Genomic DNA, 12828 nt, shown 5'->3' on the forward strand with positions numbered 1-12828 from the left:
ACGAGCATCGACGCGCGAATGAGCCGTAAGCTGTGACCACACTGCGAGAGATTGAAAGCGCCGATTTCGAGGCGATGGCCGACGCGTTGATTGAAATGCAGGCGTACTATCGCGTCCCTTGTCCGCCGCGCGATGCGATCATCGCGGGGTTGAACTCAACGCCTGCGGGATCACGTATCCTGCTGGCCTATGAGCACGGCAAACTCGCCGGCTTTGCCTGCTTCAGCGCCATTTATCCTGGGCCCGGTCTGACCTCGGGCTTCTTTTTGAAGGAACTCTATGTTCGCGGCGCCTGGCGCGGAAGCGGCCTGGGCAAAAAGCTGATGTCACGCCTGGCCGTCATCGCACGGCAGGACGGGCATGGCCGCATCGATTGGACGGTCGATGCAGACGATCTGAGGCTTCAGCACTTCTACGAGATGCTCGGCGGCCAGGCCCTACCGGCGAAACTGGTTTTCCGGATCACCGGCGCAGAGCTGACCGCGTTGGCTGACAAAGCCTGACGGCGCTCGCCCGTCAGCCGGGCTGAGACGGGCTGAGGACCTCAGAACCCCGCGACGCTGCCGTGCAGATCGTACGCGTCCGCGCGTTCGATCTTCGCGGTGACGATCTCGCCGACGCGCAAGGGGCGGCGGCTTGACAGATACACCGCGCCGTCGATCTCCGGCGCATCCGCCTTGGAGCGGCCTTTCGCGACCGTCGGCCCAACCTCGTCGATGATGATCTGCTGGCGCGTGCCGACCTTGCGCTTGAGGCGTCGCGCGGAGATCTTCTGCTGCCGCGCCATCAGCGCGTTGTAGCGCTCCTGCTTGATCTCTTCGGGCACGGGATTGGCGATCGCGTTCGAGGTCGCGCCCGCGACCGGCTCGTATTTGAAGCAGCCGAGCCGGTCGATCTCGGCTTCATCGAGCCAGTCGAGCAGGTAGGCGAAGTCGGCATCGGTCTCGCCGGGGAAGCCGACGATGAAGGTCGAGCGCAGAGCGAGATCAGGACATTCCTCGCGCCAGCGCTTGATGCGCGCCAGGGTCTTGTCCTGCGCGGCCGGGCGCTTCATCGCCTTCAGCACTTCGGGGCTCGCATGCTGGAACGGGATGTCGAGATAGGGCAGCACCTTGCCCTCGTTCATCAGCGCGATGACCTCGTCGACATGCGGGTAGGGGTAGACATATTGCAGCCGGACCCAGGCACCTAACTCGCCGAGCTCGCGCGCGAGATCGAGGAACTTGGCGCGGACCTGGCGCTCCTTCCACGGGCTCTCGGCATATTTGAGATCGACGCCATAGGCCGAGGTGTCCTGCGAGATCACCAGCAGCTCCTTGACGCCGGCGCCGACGAGGCGCTCGGCCTCGCGCAGCACGTCATTGGCCGGACGCGAGACCAGGTCGCCGCGCAGCTTCGGGATGATGCAGAAGGTGCAGCGGTTGTTGCAGCCCTCGGAGATCTTCAAGTAAGCGTAGTGGCGCGGCGTCAGCTTGATGCCCTGCGGCGGCACCAAATCGAGATGCGGATTGTGCGCCGGCGGCAGCGCGCGGTGCACGGCATCGAGCACGCTCTCATATTGCTGCGGACCCGTGATCGAGAGCACGCCGGGATAGGCCTGTTCGATCGCTTCCGGTTCCGCACCCATGCAGCCCGTGACGATGACCTTGCCGTTCTCGGCCATGGCCTCGCCGATCGCCGAGAGCGATTCCTGCTTGGCGCTGTCGAGGAAGCCGCAGGTGTTGACGATGACGATATCGGCCCCGTCATGCTTGCGGGCGAGTTCGTAGCCCTCGGCGCGCAGGCGCGTGATGATGCGCTCGGAATCCACCAATGCCTTGGGACATCCGAGTGACACGAAGCTGACCTTGGGCGCAGCCGTCTGATCCATATCTAAATCTGCCTGATTGACAGGCCTGAGCTAGTCCCAATTGCTCATAATTACAACCCTTTGCATGGCGCTCCGGCATGCTATGGATGAATCGCCTGCCGTGAGTGAGCCATGAGCGCCGAACAGTCGCCCAAGATCGTGATCGTCGACGAAAGCCCTGTCAGGGCCGCGATCCTCGAGGAGGGCTTGCGGGAGGCCGGATTCACGCAAGTGGTCCATATCCGCGAGATGCAGAGCCTGCTCGCCCGTATTTATGCGGTGGACCCCGATATCATCGTGATCGATCTGGAAAACCCCAGCCGCGACGTGCTGGAGGCGATGTTCCAGGTCAGCCGTGCCGTGAAGCGGCCGATCGCCATGTTCGTCGACCAGAGCGACTCCGCCTCGATCCAGGCGTCCGTCGAGGCGGGGGTATCCGCCTATATCGTCGACGGGCTGAAGAAGGAGCGGATCAAGCCGATCCTGGACCTCTGCGTGTCCCGCTTCAACGCCTTCGCAAAACTCCAGGAGGAGCTGGAGCGGACCAAGTCGCAGCTCGAGGACCGCAAGGTCATCGAGAAGGCCAAGGGCATCCTGATGAAGGTCAAGGGCCTCACCGAGGACGAGGCCTATGTGCTGCTGCGCTCCACTGCCATGCGCGAGAAGAAGAAAATCGGCGAAATCGCGCAGTCGATCATCACCGCGTCGGAGATGCTGAAATGACCGTCCCCCTCCGCATCGGGTTCATCCCGCTGGTCGATGCCGCCGCGCTGATCGTCGCCGTCGACAAGGGATTTGCCGCGGCTGAAGGGCTGGAGGTCGAGCTGGTGCGCGAGGTGTCGTGGTCGAACGTCCGCGACAAGCTCAATATCGGCCTGTTCGATGCCGCGCATCTGCTCGCGCCGGTCGCGATCGCGTCCTCGCTCGGGCTTGGTCACGTCAAGGTGCCGATCGCGGCGCCGTTCAATCTCGGCATCAATGGCAATGCGATCACGGTGTCGCCGGCGCTGCACGCCGCGCTGATGGAAGAGATCGACGGCGATCGCTTCGATCCGATGGCGACAGCAAAGGCGCTCGCGAAGGTGGTCGCAAAGCGGCGCAAGGCTGGCGCCGAACCATTGACATTCGGCATGACCTTTCCGTTCTCGACCCACAATTACCAGCTGCGGTTCTGGATGGCGGCGGCCGGCGTCGATCCCGACGAGGACGTCCGCCTGGTCGTGCTGCCGCCGCCTTTCATGGTCGACAGCCTCAAGAGCGGCCATGTCGATGCCTTCTGCGTCGGGGCGCCCTGGAACTCCGTCGCCGTCGATCTCGGCATCGGCCACATCCTGCATTTTGTCTCCGACTTTCTTGCGCGCGCGGCAGAGAAGGTTTTAGCCGTGCGTCAAAACTGGGCGGACAAGAATCCGGATGTGGTTGCAGCGCTGGTGCGGGCGGCGGTGAAGGCGGCCGAGTTCATCGAGCATCCGGACAACCGGACCGAGGCCGCGCGTATCCTGGCGCAGCCGGAGCGGATCGGCGTCGATGCCGAAGTCATCCAGCGCACACTCGATGGGCGACTGAAGATCTCGCCGGATGGCACCATGCGCGAGAGCGACCGTTATCTCCTGGTCGGACGTGAAGGGGCAGGGCGGCCGGACCCGGTCCAGGCCGCCTGGCTCTACGCGCAGATGGTGCGCTGGGGACAGACGGCGCTGACGGCTGACGGCGTCAAGACCGCCATGGCCGTGTTCAGGCCCGAACTCTACGACGCCGCCCTTGGCCATCAGCAGCCCACCGAAGCGCCCGCGCCGTTCGGCGCGTTTGTCGGCCCGGCCTTCGACCCCGAGAACATCAGAGGGCACCTCGAAGCCTTCGAGGTTGGCCGCTGGAAGGCCTGATTCGGGCTCTGCACGCTTTTAAGGCGCTCGGGAGCGTCGGCTAAATTTTAAGCCGGCTGCTCGAATTTCGTGAAGGGCGGTCCCGCGGAAGTTCCCGAGCCGTTCAATAACTTATTGAAATCGCGTATCTTTCCATTTCAAGGCGGCTGGCACGCAACTTGTATGATGCAGTGCGGCCAGCTTGTCGCAGACGCCTGCTGAGCCAAGTCCCACAGCAACGAAGCTGATTGGACCGCGGAGTAGCGAAGCAGGCTTCGAGCCAGCTGAGTTCCTCGCGGGTCATTCCCAATTCCGTCGATGCCGCCGCTGGTGGCCGCAGGAGCTTCGTTACCGACCATGAAAATCGAAACGCTCGCAGTCGACTTTACCGACGAGCAGAAACGCTATCTCGAAGGTTTCACGACCGGTCTCCAGATCAGCAAGGTTGGTCGTGGTTTGGGGGGCGCTGGCAAGGCGAATGCCGAGCCTGTTGGTCCTGATGCCGCGCATATCAAGGCGCAGGACAAGGTCATCGCCGCAGGCAAGAAGCTCGCCGACCAGGAGAAGTTCAAGCGCGACGAACATCCCTTCGATGCCTATCCGCGGCTGCGCCAGCAGGCGCTCGACAACGCGCCGCCGAGCCCGGCGGACAATTTCCGCTGGCGCTATTACGGCATCTTCTACGTCGCGCCGACGCAGGACTCCTACATGTGTCGCCTGCGCATCCCGAACGGCATCATGAAGCACTGGCAGCTCACGGGTCTTGCCGATCTCGCCGAGGACCTGTGTGGGCCCTTCAGCCACGTCACCACCCGCGCCAACCTCCAGCTTCGCGAGCTGCCGCCGAAGAACGCGACGAGGCTGATCGAGGGCATCCAGGATCTCGGCCTGTGCTCGCGCGGCTCCGGCGCCGACAACATCCGCAACGTCACGGGCACGCCGACCGCCGGCATCGATCCGCAGGAGCTGATCGACACGCGCCCCTTCGCGCGCGAATGGCACTACCACATCCTCAACGACCGCTCGCTCTACGGCCTGCCGCGCAAGTTCAACGTCGCCTTCGATGGTGCCGGCAGGATCGCGGTGCTGGAGGAGACCAACGACATCGCCTTCACGGCCTATGAGGTGAAGGACGGGTTCGGCGTCGAGCCCGGGGTCTGGTTCCGCCTCGGACTCGGCGGCATCACCGGCCACAAGGATTTTGCAAAATACTCCGGCATCATCGTCAAGCCCGAGCAGGCGACATCAGTTGCGGATGCCATCGTGCGCGTCTTCATCGAGCATGGCGATCGCACCAACCGCAACAAGGCGCGGCTGAAATACGTGCTCGACGCGATGGGCCATGACGGCTTCCTCAAGCTCGTCGAGGAGCGGCTGAAGACCCCGTTCACGCGGGTGCCGGAAGAAGCGTTTGCCGCGCGGCCCGCGGCGGACCGCATGGCCCATATCGGCGTGCACAAGCAGAAGCAGGACGGCCTGAACTGGATCGGCGTGTCGCTCACTCTCGGCAAGATGAGCTGCGAGCAGATGCGGGGCCTCGCCAGGGTCGCGCGCGACCTCGGCGATGGCGAGATTCGGCTGACGGTCTGGCAGAACCTGCTGATATCAGGCGTGCGTGACGAGAACGTCGCGCTTGCGGTTGCCGCGATCAAGGACATCGGGCTCGCGGTCGAGGCCTCCCATATCCGCGCCGGACTGGTCGCCTGCACCGGCAATGCGGGCTGCCGCTTTGCCGCTTCGAACACCAAGCGCAATGCGGCCGAGATCGGCGACTGGTGCGAGCCGCGTGTCGCCATGGACAAGCCTGTCAACATCCACGTCACCGGCTGCCACCATTCCTGCGCGCAGCACTACATCAGCGACATCGGGCTGATCGGCGCACGCGTGCCTGTTGGCGAAGAGGATACGGTCGAGGGCTATCACCTCTTCACCGGCGGCGGGTTCGGCCCCGACGCTGACGTCGGGCAGGAGGTCTACCACGACCTCAAGGCCGAGGATGCGCCGAAGACGGTCGAGGCGCTGCTCAAGGCCTATCTCGCTCACCGTTCGTCGCCCGACGAAACCTTCCTGTCCTTTGCGCGCCGCCATGACGGCGAAACGCTGCGCAAGCTTGCCGATGCACAGGTGTCCGCATGAACCAGATCACGCCCCCGCCGAAGCTCGATATCATTCCCGCCAGCGCGCCGTTCTCCGACGCGCAGCGTTCCTGGCTGAACGGCTTCTTTGCCGGCCTGCTATCGCCCGATGTGGCGACGCCGCTGTCGGCCGAGCAGGGCGCCGCTGTCATGCCAAGTGGCGATGGCGACGATGGCGAAGCGCCCTGGCATGACCAGACCATGCCGATCGCCGATCGCATGAAGCTTGCGGACGGGCGCCCCGTCCGCCGCAAGATGATGGCGGCGATGGCGCAGCAGGATTGCGGCCAGTGTGGCTACAATTGCCACGATTATTCGGAGGCGATTGCGAGCCGCAGCGAAGCGCGGCTCAATCTCTGCGTCCCCGGCGGCAAGGAAACCGCGCGGATGCTGAAATCGCTCTACGAGGAGCTGGACAAGGCGCCGGCGGCCAAGGTGGCTGACAAGGCGGCCGCCGGCAAACCGGACGCGGCCGCGCCGGCCGTGACCGTGACCATCGCCGAGCCTGGCCGCTCACGCGACAATCCGGTGACCGCGACCTTCCTGTCGCGCAGCCTGCTCAACAAGGGCAAGTCGGAGAAGGAGACCTACCACGTCGAGTTCGATCTCGCCGAGAGCAAGCTCGACTACGTGGTCGGCGACAGCTTTGGGGTCTTCCCGCGCAACGATGTCGGCCTTGTCGACCAGGTCATCGCGCTGCTCGGCGCATCGCACACCACCAAAGTCAACGGCAAGACGTTGCGTGAAGCATTGATTGATGACGTCTCGCTGTCGCCGGCGCCCGACACGCTGTTCGAGCTGATCTCCTTCATCACCGGCGGGGCGCAGCGCGAGAAGGCAAGGGCGCTGGCGCAGGGCGAGGATCCCGATGGCGATGCCGCCACGCTCGACGTGATGGCGGCGCTCCAGAAGTTCTCCGGCACGCGGCCGCATCCGGAAGCATTTGTCGAAGCGCTGGAGCCGCTGCAGCCGCGGCTCTATTCGATCTCGTCCTCGCACAATGCGACGCCCGGAAAACTGTCGCTGACGGTCGATTCCGTTCGCTACGTCATCGGCAAGCGCAAACGCCTCGGCGTCGCCTCGACCTTCCTCGGCGAGCGCATCGCCGAGGGCGAGAAGCTCAAGGTCTATGTTCAGAAGGCCCACGGCTTCGGCCTGCCGCAGGACCCGAAGACGCCGATCATCATGATCGGTCCCGGCACCGGCATTGCGCCGTTCCGCGCCTTCCTGCTCGACCGCAAGGCGACCGGCGCCCCGGGCAGGAACTGGCTGTTCTTCGGCCATCAGCGCAGCGATTGCGATTTCTTCTATCAGGACGAGCTCAACGCGATGAAGACCTCCGGTCTGCTGACGCGCCTGTCGCTGGCCTGGTCGCGCGACGGCGAGAAGAAGTTTTACGTGCAGGACCGCATGCGCGAGGTCGGCCGCGAGCTGTGGACGTGGCTCGCCGAGGGCGCGCATCTCTACATCTGCGGCGATGCCAAGCGCATGGCCAAGGATGTCGAGCGCGCGCTGGTCGACATCGTCGCCCAGTTCGGTGCGCGCTCGACCGATGAGGCCGTCAGCTTTGTCGCCGATCTCAAGAAGAAGGGCCGTTTCCAGGCTGACGTGTACTAAGGCGCGACAAGACCAGCGTGAATCGCCGCCGCCGCGCAATCGATCCGGCGGCGGCGTTCTACTGTGCATGGGGTTGTTTTCGAGGGTTTGATCTGGGTGGCACCGGAACCGGTTCCATTTGGCTCGGACTTTAACGAATAGGATTCCTGGAACCCGCGGGTTCCGAGAATTTTCGCCTGCAAAGCGAGCTGAAGAAACACTTCTATCGCTATTTGCACGACCGTCTTACAGCCGTCGTGGTGAATCGCTCATACTGGCGGGATGGTGCGCTGGAAATCGACCATCCGGGAATTGTCGGCGGAAGCCAGGCTTCATCTCTATGCGCGATCGGTCTCGCGCAGGACAAAGGCGAGCGCGCGGCACATCGGCATCTTCGGCGCGTGGGCGCTCATCGCAGTGCTTCTCTTCGGCACTCTCTCGGCGCACCCGTTCTAACGATTCTTCACAGCTCTCGTAGGGTGGGCAAAGGCGCGCTTCGCGCCGTGCCCACCATCTCGATGTGGTGGGCACGCTGCGCTTCGCCCACCCTACGGCACTAACGCTAGGCCCGCTTGAACGGCGCGACCTCGATCCCCGCATCCTTCAAGGCCTGGCGCAGCGTCCGCGCGATCTCGACCGCGCCGTGCGTATCGCCGTGGATGCACACCGTGTCGGTGCGCATCTTGATGACCTTGCCTGTCACCGACACCACCGCGCCGTCCTGCACCATGCGGACCACGCGCTCCGCGATCGCTTTCGCATCGTGCAGCACCGCGCCGGGCTTCTTGCGCGAGACGAGGTTGCCGTCGTCCTCATAGGCACGGTCGGCAAACACCTCGTGCACCATCGGCAGGTTGGCCGCTTCGCCGGCCTTCACCAGTTTCGAATTGGCGAGCACGACGAAGATCAGGCTGGGATCGACCGCCTTGATGCCGGCGGCGATCGCTTTCGCCGTCATGTCGTCCTCACAGGCGACATTGGAGAGCGCGCCATGCGCCTTAACATGCGTGACCTTGTGGCCGGCCGCGGTCGCGATCGCTTGCAGCGCACCGATCTGGTAGGCGACGAGGTTCTCGATCTCGGAGGCCTTGAGGCCCGCGATCGGATGCCGGCCGAAGCCGTGCAGGTCGCGATAGCCAGGATGCGCGCCGACCGAGACGCCGCGCGCCTTCGCCAGCTCCACTGTCCGCCGCATGATGTCGGGGTCGCCGGCATGAAAGCCGCAGGCGACATTGACCGAGCTTGCGAGCTCGATCATGGCGGCGTCGTTGCCCATCTCCCACGCGCCAAAACCTTCGCCGAGGTCGCAATTGAGATCGATCGTCTTCATGGTTGCTCTCCGCCTTTGGTCTTGTAGTCTCTTACGGCTCCGCCACGACCTGCCAGGTCCCGGCATCCATGGCACTCACCGCATAGCCCGCGACATTGGCATCGCTGAGTGCTTCGATGTTGAGCTCGACGGTGTCGGACGAGCGCAGGCGATCGGGCAGGGTGCGGATCAGCTGCTGAAACTTGCGCGCCTCGTCCTGCGCCTCGGCCATGCTGACCGCCTTGAAGCGGAACGCCGTGCCCGCCGAGGTCTGCGCGAGGCGGCCGACATCGGCCGTGATCACGGTCGCGATCTTGGGATAGCCGCCTGAGGTGCCGCGGTCCATCATCAGCGCGATCGGCGCGCCGTTGCCGGGCACCTGGATGCTGCCGTTGACGGTGCCGTCCGAGACGATGTTATGGCCATGCAGATGTTTTATGGCGGGGCCCTCGAGCCGATAGCCCATGCGGTCCGAGGTCGCCGAGATCTTCCACTCGCTCTCCAGGAACAGCGCCTTGTTGGCATCGTCGAACTCGTCGTCCTGCGGTCCCAGCACGACGCGGATCGGGCCGCTCACCGGCTTCGGCAATTCGATCCGCAGCTCCGGCGCGCCGCTCGCGGCATCGACAGTGAATTCGTCACCGGCCTGCAGCGGCCGCGGGTAGGGGCTGCCGAGCCCGGCGCGGGCGTTGACCGCGAGGCTGCCGAACACCTCTTCGCCTTTGATGGCGCCTTCGATCGCGAGATAGGTGAACGCGCCGCCGCGGGCAAAGCCCAGCGTCAACGTCTCGCCGTCCCTCAGTGTGACGGACGTATCCATCGCCACCGGTTTGCCGGCGATGTCGGCATTGCGCGGTGCGCCTGACATGGCGATGCGCACCGCGCCGTCACGGGCCGTGAAGGTGGCGCCGAACGGTCCGATCTCGACGGCGGCTGCGAACGGCGCGTTGCCGACGAGCGTATTCGCCGCGGCCAGCGCCAGCCGGTCCATCGCGCCGCTGACGGTGAGGCCATAGCGCTGCGCGCCGAAGCGGCCGCCGTCCTGGACGGAGCTTGCGGGACCGATGCTGGCGACGATGAGCCGGCTCATGCGTCGACCCGCTCGGCGATGATCTCGCCGGCTTCCGCGGCGCGGTCCAGCTCCTCGAACGTCTTGTGGTCGATCGCAAAAAACGTCACGCGATCGCCGGGCTCGGTGAGGAAGGTCGGATTGCGGTGGAGCTGATAGGTCCTGACCGGCGTGCGGCCGAGCAGATGCCAGCCGCTCGGCGCGGCCAGGCACTGGATGCCCGCTTGAATGCCGCCGATCGAGATCGTGCCGGCCGGCGTGAACAGCCGCGGGCTCTCTCGCCGCGACATATGCAGCGATTTGTCGAGGCCGCTGAGATAGGACCAGCCCGGCGTGAAACCGATCATGGCGACGCGATAATCGCCGCCGGCGTGGCGGGCGACGATGTCGTCGGGCGTGGTGTTCAGTGCCTTTGCGACATCCTCGAGATCGATGCCGTGCTCGCCGCCATAGGCGACGGGAATGCGCCAGCGCCGCGCCTTGGTGGTCGGCGGCAGCGGTCGGCTGGCGATCGCAAGCAGCTTTCCGCCGAGCGCGTCAAAGCCGATCTTGCCGGGGTCGTAATGCACAAGCAGCGAGCGATAGGTCGGGATCGTCTCGGAGATGCCCTCGATGGGGTGAGCTGCGAGCGCCTTGTCGAGCGCGAGCACGCGCTCATTGGCGGCGTCGTCGATGGTGCGGCTGAACTCGACCGTGACGGCGCTGTCGCCACTGGGCAGAAGGCGGGGCGGTGGAAGCGTCGCGGCCATGAGCGGTCGAATTCGGGCCTTGAGAAAATGCGCGGGCTCGACCTTGAGCTCCGCCTCAACCCTGCTTCGCGTAAATGCGCCCGCAAGTCCAATAAATTAATGCCGGGTGCGGCGATAAGGCGTTGTTATCGTGTCGCATAACCAGCCCGGCTGGGCCGCATTCTTGTCAGGGCTTTGGCCCTTGACGGGAAGCCCCCGGCTCGCAAGATGCGCGCGTTCTTTCCTGCACCTTGGAGCTCGTTCTCGTCCATGTCGCTGTCCCCCGAAGCCCGCAAGACCCTCGCCGGCATCACCACCGCCACCATCACCACGGTCCTGCTGAAGAAGGGCCTGCGCAATGTGTGGATGCGCGGCGCGCGTCCACTGCGCCCGGGCCTGCCGCGCCTGGTGGGACCCGCCTTCACGCTGCGCTTCGTGCCGGCGCGCGAGGATCTGGCGACGCCGGAATCCTGGTCGTCGCCGATCTCGACCCGCACCGCGATCGAGGCGATGCCCGAGGGCTGCATCGCCGTGGTCGATGCCATGGGCATCACGGATGCCGGCATCTTCGGCGACATCCTCTGTGCCCGCATGGTCAAGCGCGGCGTCACCGCGCTCGTCACCGACGGCGTCGTGCGTGACGTCGAGGGCGTGCTCGGTACCAATCTGCCGGTGTGGTGCGACGGCTATGCCGCGCCGCCGTCCGTGGCAGGCCTCACCTTTGTCGGCTGGGGCGAGCCGATCGGCTGCGGCGGCGTCGCCGTATTCCCGAACGACATCGTCGTCGCCGATCAGGACGGCTGTGTGCTGATTCCGGCGGCGATGCTCGAGCACGTTCTCGCCGAGGGCGTCGAGCAGGAGCGGATGGAAGCCTGGATCGTCAACGAGGTGAATAACGGCGCGGTGCTGCCGGGCCTCTATCCCATGAACGCCGAGACCAAGGCGCGCTACGCCGCCAGCAAGAAGTAACAGGAAACGAGGACCCCATGGACATCACGCTCGCAGGTGCGCGGCCGACCCGCCGCGCGCCCAAGGAACACTTCACCGGCACCGTGCTGCAGGACCCCATCAACATGGCGCCTGCGCCGGCGCGGCTGAATGTCTCGCGCGTCTCGTTCGAGCCCGGCGCCCGCACCAACTGGCACCATCATCCGCTCGGCCAAACGCTCTATGTGATTTCGGGCGTCGGCCGCGTCCAGACCAAGGGCGGCCCGGTCAAGGAGATCCGTCCCGGCGACACCGTCTGGATCCCGCCGGGAGAAGTGCACTGGCACGGCGGCTCGCCAGGCAACAGCATGTGCCATATCGCCATGCAGGAAGCCCTCGACGGCGTCTATTCGACCTGGCTCGAGCCGGTGACGGACGCCGAATACGGCGCGCCGCTGGGCTAGAGCGCGCCGCTTACATCCGCTCTGCGGTCCACGTGCCCGAGCACATGGCGCCACGCCATGTGCCGGAGCCGGAGGTACCGCTGAGCCGGCCGGAGCCGACGGCGTGCTTGACGCCGGTGCTCAAGGTGACGTTGATGCTGCCGGCATCGGCGACGCGGCCTGACGCCGTCACTGCCGCGCTGCTCGAGGCGATCTGGCCGTTGTTGATGCCGATCGCGACCGTCGCGCCATTGCCGCAGGTTTCACTGGACGACGAGATGCGGACATTCCATGTCCCGTCGAAGGTTGAGCCCGCAGCATCCGCCTGCGCGATGGGCAATGCGATCGCGATAATGATGGCGAAGAGACCCTTGCGAAATCCGTTCATGACACGCCCCTTTGGTTGACTATGCTGGGATCGTGTCACCGCCGCGGAATCCGCGATGTGAGGACTGTCACGCGCGCCAGATCCTCTGTGAGCTGACGCACATCACGGGCACCGTCGCAAAGCAAAGGGGACCCGGATCACGGACCCCCAGTCTTTCTCGAAATTGTCGAACGCGATCTAGTTCACGCGCGTCCAGGTCTGGCCGCCGCAGAACATGCCGCCAAAGGCGCAGCCTTGCACGCGCAGGCGGTCCGTGCCCCGCAACGTGATGGTCGAATCGTAGGTCGAGCCGCTGTTGGGATCGAGGATGCGGCCTGACCATTTCTGGTCCTTGCCGGGCTTCATGTTGATCAAAACCTGCTCGCCATTCTGGTTCGACTTGCTGTCGACCGAATAGCCGCACAGATTATTGCCGCACTGTTCGATGCGGACCTTGCCTTCCTTCTCCTCCGTGAGCCAGACGCCGAGCGGCGAATTGAGATCGCGCGCGGGCGCGGCTGCGGGGGGCGTCGGCGCGACGGC

At 65.1% G+C, this 12828-nt stretch carries 13 protein-coding genes; 7 read left to right on the forward strand and 6 right to left on the reverse strand.

Annotation, left to right across the window (positions count from 1 at the left end; genetic code table 11):
- Positions 1–74: 74 nt before the first annotated feature.
- The gene (locus tag XH98_RS24500) at positions 75–503 is read left to right on the forward strand and encodes a GNAT family N-acetyltransferase (protein WP_442868628.1); all 429 of its coding nucleotides are present in this window, start codon (positions 75–77) and stop codon (positions 501–503) included.
- A 41-nt stretch (positions 504–544) separates the two neighbouring features.
- Here the strand turns inward: XH98_RS24500 and rimO are convergent, their stop codons facing one another.
- Complete coding sequence (rimO, locus tag XH98_RS24505; RefSeq protein ID WP_271620167.1) at positions 545–1870, reverse strand: 30S ribosomal protein S12 methylthiotransferase RimO; 1326 nt, start codon at positions 1868–1870, stop codon at positions 545–547.
- A 111-nt stretch (positions 1871–1981) separates the two neighbouring features.
- On the opposite strand from rimO, the gene XH98_RS24510 reads away from it, so the two are divergent.
- The 4 genes from XH98_RS24510 (at position 1982) to XH98_RS24525 (ending at position 7463) form a co-directional block, all read left to right on the forward strand.
- Positions 1982–2572: an ANTAR domain-containing response regulator gene (locus XH98_RS24510; RefSeq protein WP_271601262.1), complete on the forward strand. Its 591-nt coding sequence runs from the start codon at positions 1982–1984 to the stop codon at positions 2570–2572.
- On the forward strand, positions 2569–3732 hold the full coding sequence (locus XH98_RS24515) for a CmpA/NrtA family ABC transporter substrate-binding protein (protein ID WP_271620168.1): 1164 nt from the start codon (positions 2569–2571) through the stop codon (positions 3730–3732). Before XH98_RS24510 ends, XH98_RS24515 begins: the two co-directional genes overlap by 4 nt.
- Before the next feature lie 336 nt (positions 3733–4068).
- On the forward strand, positions 4069–5847 hold the full coding sequence (locus XH98_RS24520; RefSeq protein ID WP_271620169.1) for a NirA family protein: 1779 nt from the start codon (positions 4069–4071) through the stop codon (positions 5845–5847).
- On the forward strand, positions 5844–7463 hold the full coding sequence (locus XH98_RS24525) for a sulfite reductase subunit alpha (protein ID WP_271620170.1): 1620 nt from the start codon (positions 5844–5846) through the stop codon (positions 7461–7463). Before XH98_RS24520 ends, XH98_RS24525 begins: the two co-directional genes overlap by 4 nt.
- Positions 7464–8004: 541 nt before the next feature.
- Here XH98_RS24525 and XH98_RS24530 read toward each other — a convergent pair.
- From XH98_RS24530 to pxpB, 3 genes are read right to left on the reverse strand one after another with little or no spacing between them, the layout of a single operon-like run.
- On the reverse strand, positions 8005–8772 hold the full coding sequence (locus XH98_RS24530) for a LamB/YcsF family protein (protein WP_271601266.1): 768 nt from the start codon (positions 8770–8772) through the stop codon (positions 8005–8007).
- Between the two features lie 31 nt (positions 8773–8803).
- Positions 8804–9841 carry a biotin-dependent carboxyltransferase family protein gene (locus tag XH98_RS24535; protein ID WP_271620171.1) on the reverse strand — a complete coding sequence of 346 codons (1038 nt, stop codon included), beginning with the start codon at positions 9839–9841 and terminating at the stop codon, positions 8804–8806.
- Positions 9838–10569: a 5-oxoprolinase subunit PxpB gene (pxpB, locus tag XH98_RS24540; protein ID WP_271601268.1), complete on the reverse strand. Its 732-nt coding sequence runs from the start codon at positions 10567–10569 to the stop codon at positions 9838–9840. The genes XH98_RS24535 and pxpB overlap by 4 nt, the downstream gene beginning before the upstream one ends.
- A gap of 249 nt (positions 10570–10818) precedes the next feature.
- On the opposite strand from pxpB, the gene XH98_RS24545 reads away from it, so the two are divergent.
- Together XH98_RS24545 and XH98_RS24550 are read left to right on the forward strand one after the other, a co-directional pair.
- Positions 10819–11517, forward strand: a complete 699-nt coding sequence (locus XH98_RS24545; RefSeq protein WP_271601269.1) for a ribonuclease activity regulator RraA — start codon at positions 10819–10821, stop codon at positions 11515–11517.
- A 17-nt stretch (positions 11518–11534) separates the two neighbouring features.
- Positions 11535–11939: a (R)-mandelonitrile lyase gene (locus XH98_RS24550; protein ID WP_271601270.1), complete on the forward strand. Its 405-nt coding sequence runs from the start codon at positions 11535–11537 to the stop codon at positions 11937–11939.
- Between the two features lie 10 nt (positions 11940–11949).
- On the opposite strand, the gene XH98_RS24555 is transcribed toward XH98_RS24550, so the two are convergent.
- Positions 11950–12306 carry a hypothetical protein gene (locus XH98_RS24555; RefSeq protein ID WP_271620172.1) on the reverse strand — a complete coding sequence of 119 codons (357 nt, stop codon included), beginning with the start codon at positions 12304–12306 and terminating at the stop codon, positions 11950–11952.
- Positions 12307–12483: 177 nt separating this feature from the next.
- Positions 12484–12828 (reverse strand): DUF2147 domain-containing protein (locus XH98_RS24560; protein WP_271620173.1); only part of this gene is annotated, 345 nt, incomplete at its 5' end.

It is taken from the genome of Bradyrhizobium sp. CCBAU 51745, assembly GCF_028128715.1.
Classification (GTDB): domain Bacteria; phylum Pseudomonadota; class Alphaproteobacteria; order Rhizobiales; family Xanthobacteraceae; genus Bradyrhizobium; species Bradyrhizobium manausense.